Origin of the sequence: Streptomyces katrae (genome assembly GCF_002028425.1) — a bacterium.
GTDB lineage: Bacteria > Actinomycetota > Actinomycetes > Streptomycetales > Streptomycetaceae > Streptomyces > Streptomyces katrae_A.
In genome coordinates, this window is sequence record NZ_CP020044.1 from 140,826 (window position 1) to 158,154 (window position 17,329).

2 protein-coding genes are annotated in these 17,329 nt (G+C 74.7%); both read right to left on the reverse strand.

The genetic code is table 11. The features are described 5' to 3' along the window. Positions 1-65 precede the first annotated feature (65 nt). Positions 66-10,640, reverse strand: coding sequence for an SDR family NAD(P)-dependent oxidoreductase (locus tag B4U46_RS35810; protein WP_420543187.1), 10,575 nt, complete (start codon positions 10,638-10,640; stop codon positions 66-68). A 115-nt stretch (positions 10,641-10,755) separates the two neighbouring features. After that, positions 10,756-17,292, reverse strand: coding sequence for a type I polyketide synthase (locus B4U46_RS35815; protein ID WP_079432444.1), 6,537 nt, complete (start codon positions 17,290-17,292; stop codon positions 10,756-10,758). Positions 17,293-17,329: the final 37 nt, after the last annotated feature.

Below are 17,329 nucleotides of genomic sequence, written 5' to 3' on the forward strand. Positions count from 1 at the left end.
AGGGAGCGGGAGGATCGGAAGGGATCGGAAGGCCGGCAGGGGTCCGCGGGGCGGCCGCCGTGCGGTCAGGAGGCGCCGAACCGCTGGTCGATGAAGGCGAAGAGCTCGTCGTCGGACGCCGAGTCCAGCTCCTGCGACACGGACTCCTCGGGCTCCTCGCCCGCGTCGGCCGCGGCCGGACCGGCCTCGTGGGCCGCGTACGCGTCGGCCCACTTCGCCACCAGCCCCTTGAGGCGGGTCGCGAACACCGCCTGTGCCGCGTCGTCGGGGACGAGCGCCGCCACGGTCTCCGGCGCCATGGCCGAGAAAGCGGCTTCGAGCCGGTCCAGCTCCCCGAGGATGGCGGCGGCGCCGTCGGCCTCCGGGGCGAGGCCCGCGTACAGGTGGTCGACGAGGTCGGCGACGGTCGGGTGGTCGAAGACCAGGGTCGCGGAGAGGCGCAGCCCCGTCTCGGCGCCCAGCCTGTTGCGGAGTTCGACGGCGGTCAGCGAGTCGAAGCCGAGTTCGGTGAAGGCCTGCCGGTCCTCGAAGGCACCGGCCGAGGCGTGGCCGAGCACGCTCGCGACGGCGGTCCGTGCGAGCTCGGTCACCGCCGCGCGCCGTGCGTCATGCGTCGTGAGCTCGGCGAGGCGGCGGCGCAGCCCGTCCGCGCCGGCGGGTGCGGCCGGTGCGGCGGACGCCGTCCTGAGGGCGCGGCCGCCGCGGACCAGTCGCCGGTGGACGGCCGGAAGGGTGCCGCGGTCGGCGCGGCCGCGCAGGGCCGCGAGGTCGAGGCGCACCGGCACGAGGGCCGGCTCTCCGCTGCCCGCGCCGGTGTCGAGGAGTTCCAGTCCCTCGTCCACCGTGAGCGGCACGATCCCGGCGCGCTGGATGCGCTCGACGTCGGCCGGGGTGAGACCGGCGCCCATGCCCGCCGTCTCCTCCCACAGACCCCAGGCCAGGGAGGTGGCGGGGAGTCCGAGGCCGTGGCGGTGGGCGGCGAGGGCGTCCAGGAACGCGTTGGCGGCCGCATAGTTGGCCTGGCCCGCGCTGCCGAGCACACCGGCGACGGACGAGAACAGCACGAACGCGTCCGGCTTCACGCCGAGTTCCTGGGTGAGGTCGTGCAGGTGCCAGGCCGCGTCGACCTTGGCCCGCAGGACCTTCGAGAGCCGTTCGGGGGTCAGCGAGGCGATGGTCCCGTCGTCGACGACACCGGCGGCGTGCACGACCGCGTTCACGGGATGGGCGGCCAGCAGGGAAGCCAGAGCCTCCCGGTCGGAAACGTCACAGGCCGCGACGGTCACCGACGCGCCCAGCTCCTCCAGCTCGCCGCGCAGCTCGTCAGCACCCGGAGCGTCCAGGCCCCGCCGGCTGACCAGCACCAGATCCCGCACCCCGTGCCCGGTCACCAGATGCCGGGCCACCACAGCACCCAGACCACCCGTACCACCGGTCACCAACACCGGACCCGCACCGAACCCACCGGCAGCCTGGGCGTTCTGGCCCGCCCGCACCAGACGAGGCACGAGCACCCGCCCCTCACGCAACGCCGCCTGGCCCTCGCCCGAGGCGACGACCGAGGCGATCAGCTCCGGCGTCAGCGCGTCCCGGTCGTCCACATCCACCAGGACGAACCGGCCCGCACCCTCCGACTGGGCGGAGCGCACCAGGCCCCACACGACGGACGCCGCCACATCGGCGACCTCCGCCCCACCGGCGGCCACGGCACCCCGCGTCACCAGCACCAGGGCCCGGTCCTCCTCCGCCCAGCCCCGCACCAGCTCCAGGGCCCGCGACGCCAACCCATGAGCCGCACCCGGAACACCGGCCTCCTCCACAACGGAGACAAGGTCGACGACGGTGGCGTCCTCGCCACCGCCTTCGGCGGCGGGGAGGGTTGCCGGGGTCCACTCCAGCCGGAAGAGGCAGTCACGGCCCGCACCGCCGGACAGGGCGGCCCGGCCGTCCACGGGGCGCAGCGCCAGCGAGTCCACCGACAGCACCGCACCACCGGCGGCGTCCATGACGGCGAGCGACACCCCACCCGTGTCCGAGCGGCTCAGGCGGACCCTCAGGGCAGCGGCGCCGGCGGCGTGCAGGGAGACGCCCGACCAGGCGAACGGCAGGTGACCGCCCGTCCCCTCCGGAAGCAGACCGCCCACGCGCAGCGCGTGCAGGGCCGCGTCGAGGAGCGCCGGGTGCAGGCCGAAGCCGCCCGCCTCCGCGGCCGCGTCCTCGGGCAGGGCGACCTCGGCGAAGACCTCGTCGCCCGAACGCCAGACCGACCGCAGCCCCTGGAACAGCGGTCCGTACGCGAACCCGCCGTCCGCGAAGTCCGCGTAGAGCCCGTCGATGTCGAGTCGCTCGGCGTCCTGCGGCGGCCACGTGGCCGGACCGGCGGGGGGCACCGCGACGCCGGGCACGAGGGTGCCCGTCGCGTGCGTGCTCCACGCCCCGTCGTCCGAGGCGTCGGCCCGCGCGTGGAGGGTCAGCGGCCGGCGGCCCTCCGCGTCGGCGGGACCCACCACCAGCTGCACCGAGACGCCGTTGCGCTCGGGCAGGACCAGGGGCTCGCTCAGCGTCAGCTCCTCGAGACCACCGCAGCCGACCTGGGCGCCGGCGTGCAGGGCCAGCTCCACGAACGCCGTGCCCGGCAGGATGACGGTGCCGTGTACCGCGTGCCCGGCCAGCCACGGGTGCGTGTCCAGGCCCAGTCGCGCCGTGAACACGTCCCCCTGGCCGCCGGCGAGTTCCACGGCGGCGCCGAGCAGCGGGTGCGCGGCCGGGCGCAGGCCCAGGTCGGCGGCGTCGGCGGCGCCGGTGGACGACTTCAGCCAGTAGTGCTGGTGCTGGAAGGCGTACGTGGGAACGTCGACGCGGCGCGCGCCGGTCGGGGCGAAGAAGGCCTCCCAGTCCACGGCCACGCCGTGGGCGTACGCCCGCCCCAGGGCGGCGACCGCGGATTCCGCCTCGGTCCGGTCCTTGCGCAGCACGGGCACGAAGACGCCGTCTTCGATGCAGTCGGCGCCCATCGCGGAGAGCACGCCGTCCGGCCCGAGCTCGACGAACCGGGTCACGCCCTGGCCCTGGAGGGCGGCGACGCCGTCGGCGAAACGGACCGCCTCGCGGACATGGCGCACCCAGTACTCGGGCGAGCAGAGCTCTTCCCCGGAAGCCACCTCACCCGTGAGGTTGGAGACCACGGGGATCCGCGGTGCGGCGAACGCGACCGATTCCAGGACCGTGCGGAATTCGTCCAGCATCGGGTCCATCAGCGGCGAGTGGAACGCGTGGCTGACCGTGAGCCGCTTGGTCTTCACCCCGCGCTCGGCCAGCACACCCGCGAGGGCGGTCACCGAGTCTTCGGCACCGGAGATCACGACAGAACCCGGCCCGTTGACGGCGGCGATACTCACGTCCTCGTGCGAGGCGACCAGCTCGGCCACCTCCGCCTCGGAGGCCCGCACGGAGACCATGGCACCACCAGCCGGCAGCGCCTGCATCAGCCGACCACGCGCGACGACCAGCCGCGCCGCGTCGGAGAGGGAGAACACCCCCGCCACATGCGCGGCGGCAATCTCGCCAATGGAGTGACCCAGCAGATAGTCGGACTTCAGACCCCAGCTCTCCACGAGCCGGAACAGCGCCACCTCGATCGCGAACAGCGCCGGCTGCGTGAACTCCGTACGGTCCAGCTCAGCCGACTCGGCTGCAAACATCACCTCCCGCAGCGAACGGCCCAACACCGGGTCGATCTCCGCACACACGGCATCCAGCGCCTCGGCGAACACCGGGAAGGCGGCGTACAGCTCGCGCCCCATCCCGGCGCGCTGCGCACCCTGACCCGTGAACAGGAAGGCCACGGAGCCCGTGTCGGCGCGGCCGACGAGCGTCTGGTCCGCGGTCTCGCCCTGTGCGAGTGCGCGCAGCCCGGCGAGGGCGTCGGCGCGGTCGGTGGCGAGCACCACCGCGCGGTGCTCCAGCGAGGAGCCGATGGCGGCGGTGGAGCGGGCGAGGTCGAGCGGGTGGGCGTCCGGACGGGCGTCCAGGTGTGCGAGGAGGGCGTCCGCCTGGAGCGGCAGGGCCGCCGCCGTCTTGCCGGACAGCACCAGCGGGACGCGGGGCAGCCGTACGGTGTCCCCGGCCGGCCGGGGCTCCTCCTGCCGGCCCGGTCCCTGCTCCGCGCCGGCCTCTTCGAGGATGACGTGGGCGTTGGTGCCGCTGATGCCGAACGAGGAGACGCCGGCCCGGCGCGGACGGTCGGCCTGGGCCCAGTCCCGCTGCTCGGTCAGCAGTTCCACGGCGCCGGCGTCCCAGTCGATCTGCGGGGAGGGCTCGTCGACGTGCAGGGTTCGGGGCAGGACGCCGTGGCGCATCGCCTGAACCATCTTGATCACGCCGCCGACGCCGGCGGCGGCCTGGGTGTGGCCGAGGTTGGACTTGAGGGAGCCGAGCCACAGCGGCTCGTCGCCGGAACGTTCCTGCCCGTACGTGGCCAGCAGTGCCTGCGCCTCGATCGGGTCGCCGAGCTTCGTACCGGTGCCGTGCGCCTCGACGGCGTCGACGTCCGCGGCCGACAGGCCGGCGTTGGCGAGGGCCTGGCGGATGACGCGCTGCTGCGAGGGCCCGTTGGGGGCGGTCAGCCCGTTGGAGGCGCCGTCCTGGTTGATCGCGGAGCCGCGGACCAGCGCGAGGACCTGGTGGCCGTTGCGGCGGGCGTCCGACAGGCGCTCCAGGACGAGGACGCCGACACCCTCGGACCAGCCCGTACCGTCCGCGGCGGCGGCGAAGGACTTGCAGCGGCCGTCGGCGGCGAGGCCGCGCTGCTTGCTGAACTCCACGAACGTGGCGGGGGACCCCATGACGGTGACGCCCCCCGCGAGGGCCATCGTGCACTCGCCGCTGCGCAGCGCCTGCGCCGCCCAGTGCAGGGCGACCAGCGACGAGGAGCAGGCGGTGTCGACGGTGACGGCCGGGCCCTCCAGGCCCAGGGTGTAGGCGACGCGGCCGGACAGCACGCTGCCCGAATTGCCCGTGCCGAGGTAGCCCTCGACACCGTCGGGGACGCTCTGGAGGCGGCCCGCGTAGTCGTGGTACATCAGGCCGGCGAAGACGCCGGTGGCGCTGCCGCGCAGTGAGGTCGGGTCGATGCCGGCGCGCTGCACGGCCTCCCAGGAGGTTTCCAGCAGCAGCCGCTGCTGGGGGTCCATGGCGAGGGCCTCACGGGGCGAGATCCCGAAGAATCCGGCGTCGAACAGGCCCGCTTCGTGCAGGAACCCGCCCTCCTGGACGTAGGAGGTGCCCCGCCGGTCGGGGTCGGAGTCGAAGAGCCCGTCGAGCCTCCAGCCGCGGTCCTGGGGGAAGGGCGAGATCCCGTCGTCCCCGGCGAGGAGCATGCTCCACAGGTCCTCGGGGGAGCGGACGCCGCCCGGGTAGCGGCAGCCCATGCCGACGATCGCGATCGGTTCGTCGTCCGCGGACGGCGCGCGGAGGGTGGCGGCCGCCGGGGCCGGGTCGGTGTCGTCGTCGACGAGTTCGGCGCAGATGAACTCGGCGAGGGCCTGCGGGGTGGGGTAGTCGAAGACCAGGGTGGCCGGCAGTCGCAGCCCGGTGGCCGCGCCGAGCCGGTTGCGCAGGTCGATCGCGGTCAGGGAGTCGAATCCCAGTTCGTTGAAGGCCCGTCCGCCGGACATCTTCTCGGGCGCGTGCCCGAGGACGCCCGCCGCGGCCGATCGTACGAGGTCGAGGACGACGCGCAGCCGCTCCGCGGAGGCGAGCCCGCCGAGGGTCTGGGCGAGCCCGGCCTCGGAGGCTCGGGAGCGCGCCCGGCGCGAACGGGGCCCGGCCGTGTCCGCGAGGCGTTCGAGGACCACCGGCAGGGTGCCGCGGTCCGCGCGGCCGCGCAGGGCCGCGAGGTCGAGGCGCATCGGGACGAAGGCCGGTTCTCCGCTGCCCACGCCGGTGTCGAGGAGCCGGAGCCCCTCCCCCACCGCCAGCGGAAGGATTCCCGCACGGTGGATGCGGTCCACCTCGGCGCTGCCGAGCGCGGCGCCCATGCCGGCGGTCTCCTCCCACAGACCCCAGGCGAGGGAGGTCGCGGCGAGGCCCAGCCCATGGCGATGGGCTGCAAGGGCGTCGAGGAAGCAGTTGGCGGCCGCGTAGTTGCCCTGGCCCGCGCTGCCGAGCACACCGGCGGCGGACGAGAACAGCACGAACGCGTCCAGGTCGTCGGTCAGTTCGTGGAGGTGCCAGGCCGCGTCGACCTTGGCCCGCAGGACCTTCGAGAGCCGTTCGGGGGTCAGGGAGGCGATGGTCCCGTCGTCGACCACACCGGCGGCGTGCACGACCGCCTTGACCGGGTGGGCGGCCAGCAGGGAAGCCAGAGCCTCCCGGTCGGAGACGTCACAGGCCGCGACGGTCACGGCCGCGCCCAGCTCCTCCAGCTCGCCGCGCAGCTCGTCAGCACCCGGGGCGTCCAGGCCCCGCCGGCTGACCAGCACCAGATCCTGCACCCCGTGCCCGGTCACCAGGTGCCGGGCCACCACAGCACCCAGACCACCCGTACCACCGGTCACCAACACCGGACCCGCACCGAAACCACCGGCATCCGCAGTCCCCTGGGCCGCCCGCACCAGACGCGGCACGGACACCCGGCCGCTCCGGACGGCCACCTGCGGCTCACCCGAAGCCACCACCGAAGCGATGAGCTCCGGCGTCAGCGCGTCCCGGTCGTCCACATCCACGAGAACGAACCGGCCCGCACCCTCCGACTGGGCGGAGCGCACCAGACCCCACACGACAGACGCCGCCACATCGGCGACCTCCGCCCCACCGGCGGCCACAGCACCCCGCGTCACCAGCACCAGGGCCCGGTCCTCCTCCGCCCAGCCCCGCACCAGCTCCAGGGCCCGCGACGCCAACCCATGGGCCGCACCCGGAACACCGGCCGCCTCGTCGGCGGAGACAAGGTCGACAACGACGGCGTCACCGGCCCCCTCGACGGTGGGAACGTCCACCGCCGACCACACCAGCCGGTACAGGGAGTCCGTACCGCCGGGCGCGGCCATCCGGCCGTCGACCGGCCGCAGCGCGAGCGAGTCCACCGACAGCACCGGGGCACCGGTGGCGTCGGCCACCTCCACCTTCACCGCGGCCTGGCCGGCCGGGCTGAGGCGCACGCGCAGCCGCGAGGCGCCCGCGGCGTGGAGGGACACGCCCGACCAGGCGAACGGCAGCTGACCCCGAACGGAGCCTTCGCGCAGGCCGCCGAAGCGCAGCGCGTGCAGGGCGGCGTCGAGGAGCGCCGGGTGCAGTCCGAAGCGGCCCGCCTCCTCGGCCGCGTCCTCGGGGAGCGCGACCTCGGCGAAGACCTCGTCACCGGCGCGCCACGCGGCTTGAAGGCCCTGGAAGGCCGGGCCGTGCTCGACGACCCCGGACTCCTCGTAGAAGAGTTCGACGTCGACGGGGACGGCGTCCGCGGGCGGCCACGAGGTCGGCGAGAACACCGGCACGTCGGTCTCGGCGGCGACTGCTCCGGAGGCGTGCCGCGTCCACGGACCGTCGTACTCGCCCGCGTCCGGGCGGGAGAAGAAGTCCACCGGCCGCAGACCACCTTCGTCCGCTGCACCCACCACGATCTGCACCTGGACGCCGCCGGTCTCCGGCAGCACCAGCGGCGCCTCGATCGTCAGCTCCACCAGCCGGCCGCAGCCCACCTGGTCACCGGCCCGCACCGCCAACTCCACGAACGCCGTTCCCGGCAGGACCGCCGATCCGAGCACGCGGTGCTGGGCGAGCCACGGGTGCGTGTTCAGGGACAGGCGGCCCGTGAGGACGGTGTCGTCGGCATTGGCGAGGGTCACGGCCGCGCCGAGCAGCGGGTGGTCCGCCGGGTCGAGTCCGAGCCCGCCTGCGTCCGCCGCGGCTTCCGGCGCGTGCTTCGGCCAGTAGCGCTGGTACTGGAAGGCGTACGTCGGGAGGTCCACGCGCCGTGCGCCGGTTCCGGCGAAGTACGCGGCCCAGTCCACCGCCACGCCGTGCGCGTACGCCTGGGCCACACCCGCAACGGCCGCCTCCGGCTCGTCGCGGTCCTTGCGCAGCACCGGCACGAACACGCCGTCCTCGACGCACTCGGCGCCCATCGCGGCCAGCACGCCGTCCGGGCCCAGCTCGACGAACCGGGTCACGCCCTCGCCCCGCAGGGCCACCACACCGTCGGCGAAGCGGACCGCCTCACGGACGTGGCGCACCCAGTACTCCGGCGAGCAGAGCTCCCCTGCCGAAGCCACCTCACCCGTGAGGTTGGAGACCACGGGGAGGGTCGGCGCGGCGAAGTCGACGGACCCCAGGACGGCACGGAACTCGTCCAGCATCGGGTCCATCAGCGGCGAGTGGAACGCGTGGCTCACCGTCAGCCGCTTGGTCTTCACCCCGCGCTCGGCCAGCACATCCGCAACAGCGGTCACGGAATCGGCCGCACCCGAGATCACCACGGAGGAAGGCCCGTTGACGGCCGCGATGCTCACGTCCTCGTACGCGGCGACCAGCTCGGCCACCTCCGCCTCGGCAGCACGCACCGACACCATCGCACCACCAGCCGGCAGCGCCTGCATCAGCCGACCACGGGCGACGACCAGCCGCGCCGCATCAGCCAGCGAGAACACCCCCGCCACATGCGCAGCGGCGATCTCACCAATGGAGTGACCCAGCAGATAGTCGGACTTCAGACCCCAGCTCTCCACCAGCCGGAACAGCGCCACCTCGATCGCGAACAGCGCCGGCTGCGTGAACTCCGTACGGTCCAGCTCAGCGGAGTCCTCCGCAAACATCACCTCCCGCAGCGAACGGCCCAACACCGGGTCGATCTCCGCACACACCGCATCCAGCGCCTCCGCGAACACCGGGAACGCCGCATACAACTCACGCCCCATCCCGGCGCGCTGCGCACCCTGACCCGTGAACAGGAAACCCGTCAGACCCGGGACCACCGCACCACGCACCACACCCGCCGCCGAACCACCCCGCGACAGAGCCTCAAGCGCCGCACCACGATCACCTCCCCACACCACCGCCCGGTGCTCGAACACCGAACGCGTCACCGCCAACGAAAACCCGACATCAACCGCATCCACACCCGCCGACGACCCCGCCAACGGCACCAGCCGACCGGCCTGCGCACCCAACGCCTCCGCCGAACGACCCGACACCACCCACGGCACCACCGGCAGAGACACGGAGGCGCCCGCAGCCGGCTCGACCGGCTCCGCCTCCGGGGCCTCTTCGAGGACCACGTGGGCGTTCGTGCCGCTGATGCCGAACGACGAGACGCCGGCCCGGCGCGGATGCCCGGTCTCGGGCCAGTCGCGGGCCTGCGTCAGCAGTTCGACCGCACCCGCCGACCAGTCGACGTGGGGGGACGGCGCGTCGGCGTGCAGGGTGCGGGGCAGCGCTCCGTGCCGCATGGCCTCGACCATCTTGATGACGCCGGCGACGCCCGCCGCGCACTGGGTGTGGCCGATGTTGGACTTCAGGGACCCCAGGTAGAGAGGTTCGCCGTCCCCGCGGCCCTGCCCGTACGTGGCGAGGAGGGCCTGCGCCTCGATCGGGTCGCCCAGCTTCGTGCCGGTGCCGTGGGCCTCGACGGCGTCGACGTCGGCGGGGAGGAGCCTGGCGTTGTCGAGGGCCTGGCGGATGACGCTCTGCTGGGACGGGCCGTTCGGGGCGGTCAGGCCGCTGCTGGCGCCGTCCTGGTTGACGGCCGAGCCGCGGACGACGGCGAGGACGGGGTGGCCGTTGCGGCGGGCGTCGGAGAGGCGTTCGACGAGCAGGAGGCCGACTCCGTCGGAGAAGCCGGCGCCGTCGGCGTCGGCGGCGAAGGCCTTGCAGCGGCCGTCGCGGGCGAGGCCCTGCTGGCGGCTGAACTCGGTGAACAGCCGCGGGGTCGACATGACGGTGACACCGCCGGCGACGGCCAGCGAGCAGTCGCCCTGCCGGATGGCCTGGACGGCGAGGTGCAGGGCGACGAGGGAGGAGGAGCAGGCCGTTCCGACGGTGACGGCGGGGCCGACGAGGCCGAGCGTGTAGGAGACGCGGCCGGAGATCAGGCTGGCGGCGTTGCCGGTGAGGACGTGGCCCTCGATGCCGCCGCCGGCGTTGCGCAGCCGGCTGTCGTAGTTCTCGGCGCCCGCGCCGATGAACACGCCGGTGCGGGTGCCGCGCAGGTCGGACACGTCGATCCCGGCGCGTTCGAAGACCTCCCAGGAGGTTTCCAGCAGCAGCCGCTGCTGGGGGTCCATGGCGAGGGCCTCACGGGGCGAGATCCCGAAGAACTCGGGGTCGAAGTCGGCTATGCCGTCGACGAAGCCGCCCTCGCGCGCGTAGCTGGTGCCGCTGCGGGTCTGCTCGGGGTCGTAGAGCTCCGCCAGGTCCCAGCCGCGGTCGTCGGGGAAGGGCGCGATGGCGTCGGTGCCGGCGTCGAGGAGCTCCCACAGGTCCTCGGGGGTGCGTACGCCGCCGGGGAAGCGGCAGCTCATCCCGACGATGGCAATGGGTTCCCGCTCGGCGTCCTCGATGTCGCGCAGCCGCTGGCGGGTACGCCGCAGGTCGGTAGTGACGCGCTTGAGGTAGTCGCGGAGTTTCGCTTCGTTGTCCATCTTCATCCAACCCATCGCTTCGTCGAGCCCGTCGCGGCGGTCGACGGGAGCCGCCCCCGGGGCCGCGCGCGTGGCGGCGGGCTCCCGGGGGCGCGTGTGCGTCCGGTGCGGCGCGGTCCCGTCAGGACAGGCCGAGCTCTTCGTCGATCAGATCGAAGATCTCGTCGTCGCTGGCGGTTTCGATCGCGTCCTCGACGAGGGACGTGGCCGTCCCGGCGCCGTGCTTGTCACGCCATTTGAAGAGCAGGGTCTCCAGGCGCGCGGTGATCCTGTGGGACGCCTCGTCCTCCGTGTCGAGCGGAAGCAGCATCGCCTCGAGCCGTTCCAGCTCGGCCTCGACGGCCGCGGTCCCCTCCGGTGTGCCGCTCCCCTCCGGTGCCAGCCGTTCGTCCAGGTGGCCGGCGAGGTGGGCGGGGGTGGGGTGGTCGAAGACGAGGGTGGCGGAGAGGCGCAGCCCGGTGGCTGCGTTGAGGCGGTTGCGGAATTCCACAGCGGTCAGTGAATCGAATCCCAGGTCGAGGAATCCTCGTGTGGGTTCGATGGCGGCCGGGTCGCTGTGGCCGAGGACGACGGCGGCCTGTCCGCAGACGAGGCTGCCCAGCAGGCGTGCCCGTTCCGGCCCGGTCAGACCGGTCAGGCGTTCCCGCAGGCCGGCCGCGGTGTCGGCGGGTGTCGCGGCGGTCTGCGCGGCGTTGCGCAGGCGGCCCGCGGAGCCCGTGGCACGGGCGAGTTCGCGCAGCACGGCGGGCAGGGCCGGGTCGTCGGCGCGCAGGGCGGAGGTGTCGATCCTGGCCGGTACGAGGGCCGGACGGCCGGTGGCGGCGGCGGCGTCGAAGGCGGCCAGGCCCTGCTCGGTGGCGAAGGGAGCGAGGCCTCGGCGGGCCATGCGCTGGGCGTCGGCGGCGCCGAGGTGGCCGGTGAGGCCGCTGGCCTGCGCCCACAGGCCCCAGGCCAGGGAGAGCGCGGGCAGGCCCCGGACGGCCCGGTGGCGGGCGAGTGCGTCGAGGAAGGCGTTGGCGGCGGCGTAGTTGGCCTGGGCGAGGCCGCCGAAGGTGCCCGAGACGGAGGAGAACAGGACGAACATCGACAGGTCGAGGCCGGCGGTCAGTTCGTGGAGGTGGATCGCCGCGTCGGCCTTGGGCCGCAGGACGGCCCCGACCTGGCGGTCCGTCAGCGCGGTGACGGTGCCGTCGTCGAGGACGCCCGCGGTGTGCACGACGCCGGTCAGGGGGTGTTCGGCGGGTACGGAGGCGAGGAGGGCGGCGAGCGCGTCGCGGTCGGCGACGTCGCAGGCGGCGACGGTGACCTCGGCGCCCAGCGCGGTCAGTTCGCTGACGGTCTCGGCGGCGTCGGGTGCCTGCGGGCCGCGTCGGCCGGCGAGCAGAAGGTGCCGTACGCCGTGCTCGGCGACGAGGTGGCGGGCGAGGTGGCGGGCGAGGGTGCCGGTTCCGCCGGTGATCAGGACGGTGCCGTCGGGGTCGGGGGCCGCGGGCACGGTGAAGACGTTCTTGCCGATGTGCTTGGCCTGAGCAACGTGCCGGAAGGCCTCGCGGGCCTGCCGTACGTCCCAGGCGCGCAGCGGCAGGTGGGTGAGGTGGCCGCGGGCGAACAGGTCGAGGATCTCGGTCAGCATCCGCTGGATGCGGTCGGGGTCGACGTCGCCGAGGTCGAGGGGGTGGTAGGTGAGGTGGGGGTGGTCGGCGGCGAGGCGTCCGGGGTCGCGCAGGTCGGTCTTGCCGATCTCCACGAAGCGTCCGCCGGGGCGTAGCAGCCGCAGGGACGCGTCGGTGAGCTCTCCGGCCAGCGAGTTGAGGACGACGTCGACGCCCGGGCGGTCGCCGGTGGCGAACCGCTGCTCGAAGTCGGCGGTGCGGGAGGAGGCGATCCGTTCGTCGGGCAGGCCCAGGGCGCGGAGGGTGTCCCACTTGGCCGGGGACGCGGTGCCGTGGACGGTCGCCCCGAGGTGGTGGGCGAGCTGGGTGGCGGCCATGCCGACACCGCCGGCGGCGGCGTGCACGAGGACGGATTCACCCGGCTGGAGGCGGGCGACGTCGACGAGGGCGTGGTAGGCGGTGAGGAAGACGACGGGGACGGCGGCGGCCTGGGCGAAGCTCCATCCGTCGGGGACGGGCGCGACGCGCCGGCGGTCGGTGACGGCCAGGGGGCCGACGGCGCCGGTGAGCAGGCCGGTGACGCGGTCGCCGGGGGCCAGGTCGGTGACGGCGCTGCCGGTCTCGACGACGACGCCGGCGCCTTCGGTGCCCATGAGCGCCTCGTCGGGGTACATGCCGAGGGCGATGAGGACGTCGCGGAAGTTGAGTCCGGCGGCGCGTACCGCGATGCGCACCTCGTGGGGTGCGAGGGGGGCCTCGGCGGCGGGGCAGGGCAGCAGCCGCAGGTCGTCGAGGGTGCCTTCCTTCACGGTGTCCAGGCGCCAGGCCGTGGTGCCGGCGGGTACGGCCAAGGCGTCCGCCGGGTCGACGGGCGCGAGGGCCGGCTGGTGGGCCGTGCCGCGGCGCAGCGCGAGCTGGGGTTCGCCGGTCAGCAGGGTGTCGACGAGGGCGCGGTCGGACTCCGGTGTGCCGTCGTGGTCGAGGAGGACGATGCGGCCGGGCGCCTCGGACTGGGCGGAGCGGATCAGGCCCCAGAGGGCGGCGCGGGTGAGGTCCGTGACGTCCTCGTGGTCGCCGGCGGCGACGGCGCCGCGGGTGACGAACACCAGCCGTGCGTCGTCGAACCGTTCCTCGCCGAGCCACTGCTGCACGGTCGCCAGGGCGCCCTGCAGGGCGGAGCGCACGGTGTCGGGGGTGGTGGGGGCGGGGCCGTCGCCGGTGTGGTCGACGAGGACCAGGTCGGGGACGGGGTAGCCGTCCTTGACGGCGGCGTGCAGCGCGTCGAGGTCCGGGTGGGTGTCGGCGCCGGGGGTTGCGGTGCCGCCGAGCACGGCGACGGCCGGGCGGGGGCCGGTGGCGGCCGGTTCGACGGCCAGCTCGCGCCAGGCGAGGGCGTGGACGTCGTCGGTGCGGGTGCGGCGGGCGGCGTTCAGCTCGCCGGCGGGAACGGGGCGGGAGACGAACGTGCCGATGGAGGCGACGGGTGCGCCGGTGACGTCCGCGACCAGCAGGGAGACCGAGTCGGGTCCGGCGGGCGTGATCCGTACGCGCAGCGCGGCCGCGCCCACCGCGTACAGGGCGACGTCGTGGAGGGCGAACGGCAGCCGGACTCCGGGCGCGTCCGGGCCGTCGCCGAGGGAGACCCGGCGGGCCTGGAGCGCCGCGTCGAGGAGGGCGGGGTGCACGCCGAAGGCGGCGGCGCCGGAGGTCTCCCCGTCGGGCAGCGCGACCTCGGCGTAGACCTCGTCGCCGAGCCGCCAGGCGCGGCGCAGGCCCTGGAAGGCCGGGCCGTAGTCGTAGCCGAGGGCGGTGAAGGTGTCGTAGATGCCGCAGACGTCGACGGGTTCGGCGGCGGCGGGCGGCCAGTCGGCCAGGTCCGTGCCGGGGGCCTCGGGGGCCTCGGGGGCCTCGGGGGCGAGGACGCCGCTGGCGTGGCGGGTCCAGCCGGCGGGGCCGTCGTCCTCGGGCCGCGAGTACAGCTCCATGGTGCGCCGGCCCGTGGCGTCGGGGGCGGCGACGGTGACCTGGAGCCGCAGGCCCGTGTCCTCGGGCAGGAGCATCGGCGCTTCGAGGGTGAGTTCCTCGACGCGGCCGCAGCCGACCTGGTGGGCGGCGTGCAGGGCGAGTTCGACGTACGCGGTCCCCGGGAGCAGCGCGGTGCCGGATACCGCGTGGTCGGCGAGCCACGGGTGGGTGTCCCGGGCGACCCGGCCGGTGAACAGCACGTCGTCCCCGCCGGCCCGGGTCACCACGGCGCCGAGCATGGGGTGCGCGCAGGCGCTGAGGCCCGCGGCGGACAGGTCGCCGGCGGTCCGGACGGCGGCGTCCGGCCAGAAGCGCTGGTGCTGGAAGGGGTACGTGGGCAGGTCGACGCGGCGGGCGCCGGTGTCCTCGAAGGCCTTGGCCCAGTCGACGTCGGCGCCGTTCACCCAGGCTTCCGCGAGGGAGGTCAGCAGGCGGGGCAGGCCGCCCTCGTCGCGGCGCAGGGTGCCGACGGCGGCCACGTCCATCTCCGCGAGGCCGACGGCGAGGACGGGGTGCGGGCTCGATTCCACGAACAGCCGGTGCCCGTCGGCGACGGCGGCTGCGACGGCCTGCTCGAACAGGACGGTGTTGCGCAGGTTGCGGTACCAGTAGCCGCCGTCGAGCTCGGTGCCGTCCAGCAGTTCGCCCGTGAGGGTGGAGTACATGGGGATGTCCGCCCGTCGCGGGTCCAGGCCGCCGAGCAGGACGGCCAGTTCGGCCTCCAGCTTCTCCACGTGGGCGCAGTGTGAGGCGTACTCGACGGCGATGCGGCGGGCCCGGACGCCCTCGGCTTCCAGGGCGGTGACGAGCTCCTCGCAGGCGTCGGCGTCACCGGAGACCACGGTGGAGACCGGCCCGTTGACGGCGGCGACGGCGAGGCGGCCCTCGAAGGAGGCGGCGATCCGCGCCCCGGCGTCGGCCGCCGACAGGCTGACCGAGACCATGCCGCCGAGGCCGGCGATGGCGTCGATGGCCCGGCTGCGCAGCGCGACGACCTTCGCGGCGTCCTCCAGGGACAGCGCCCCGGCCACGCACGCGGCGGCGATCTCGCCCTGCGAGTGGCCGATCACGGCCGCCGGCCGGACCCCGTAGGACTTCCAGACCTCTGCCAGGGACACCATCACCGCGAAGAGGACCGGCTGGACGACGTCCACCCCTTCGAGGGCGTCGTCCGACCGCAGGACCTCCGTCAGGGACCAGTCCACGTACGGGGCGAGGGCTTCCTCGCACTCCGCGATCCGCGCCGCGAACACCGGCGACGAGCCGAGCAGCCCGGCGGCCATGCCGGCCCACTGCGAACCCTGACCCGGGAAGACGAACACGGCGTCCGAGGCCGTCGCCCGGCCGCGGACCACCCCCGGCACGTCACGGCCCTCGGCCAGGGCCGTCAGCATCTCGCCGGTGCCGGGGCCGAGGACGACGGCCCGGTGCTCCATGACCGCGCGCGTCGTCGCCAGCGACAGGCCCACGTCGACGGGCTCCGCCTCCGGCCGGCCGGCGAGGTACGCGCCGAGGCGCTCGGCCTGCTCGCGCACCGCGGCCTCGGAACGGGCCGAGAACACCCACGGAACGGCAGCCGGCGTCCTGCGCTCCCCGGCGGGCCCGGCCTCGACGGCCTCTGCCCCGGCGGCCCCCTCGGGGGCCTGCTCCAGCACGACGTGGGCGTTGGTGCCGCTCACCCCGAACGAGGACACTCCGGCGCGGCGCGGGCGGCCGGTGTCGGGCCAGTCCCGGGCGTCGCCGAGGAGTTCCACGGCGCCCGCGCTCCAGTCGACGTGCGGGGTCGGCTCCTCGACGTGGAGGGTCTTGGGCAGGACGCCGTGGCGCATCGCCCCGACCATCTTGATGACGCTCGCCACGCCGGCGGCGGACTGGGTGTGGCCGATGTTCGACTTCACCGAGCCGAGGTAGAGGGGCCGGCCGGCGGGGCGGCCCTGGCCGTAGGCGGCGAGCAGGGCGTCCGCCTCGATGGGGTCGCCGAGCGCGGTGCCCGTGCCGTGGGCCTCGACCACGTCGATCTGCTGCGGGGACAGGCCCGCGTCGTCCAGGGCGGCGCGGATGACGCGCTGCTGGGACGGCCCGTTGGGGGCGGTCAGGCCGTTGCTGGCGCCGTCCTGGTTGACGGCGGTGCCGCGGACCACCGCGAGGACGCGGTGCCCGTTGGCCTCGGCGTCCGACAGGCGTTCCACGACCAGCAGGCCCACCCCTTCGGACATGCCCATGCCGTCGGCGTCGGCGGAGAACGCCTTCGAGCGGCCGTCGGCGGCCAGACCGCGCTGACGGGAGAACTCGACGTAGCGGCGCGGGGTCGACATGACGCAGACGCCGCCGACGAGGGCGAGGGTGCACTCCCCGCCGCGCAGCGCCCGGGCGGCGAGGTGGAGGGCGACCAGCGACGACGAGCACGCCGTGTCGACGGTCACCGCGGGGCCTTCGAGCCCCAGGGTGTAGGAGAGGCGGCCGGACATGACACTGCCGGTGCTGCCGATGCCCCGGTAGCCCTCGGTGCCCTCGGGCGGATCGGCGAGGAGGGCCGCGTAGTCCTGGCCGTTGGTGCCCACGTACACGCCCGTGCGGCTGCCGCGCAGCGACGCCGGGTCGATCCCGGCCCGCTCGAACGCCTCCCAGGAGGTCTCCAGCAGCAGCCGCTGCTGCGGGTCCATGGCGAGGGCCTCGCGCCGGTTGATCCCGAAGAAGTCGGCGTCGAAGTCCGCCGCGTCGTGGAGGAAGCCGCCGCGGCTCACGTAGCTGTGGCCCTGGCGGTCCGGGTCGGGGTCGAAGAGGTCCTCGAGCGGCCACCCGCGTTCGGTGGGGAACCCGGAGGTGGCGTCGACGGCTTCGCTGACGAGGGTCCACAGGTCCTCGGGGGACCGCACGCCGCCCGGATAGCGGCAGCTCATGCCGACGATGGCCAGCGGCTCGTGCTGCCGGGCCTCCAGGTCGTGCAGGCGGCGGCGGGTGTGGCGCAGGTCGACGGTGACCCGCTTCAGGTAGTCGGCGAGCTTGTCTTCATTCGCCATGGGAGGTCCTCCGGGTGACTGTTCGGGCGGCGTGGAC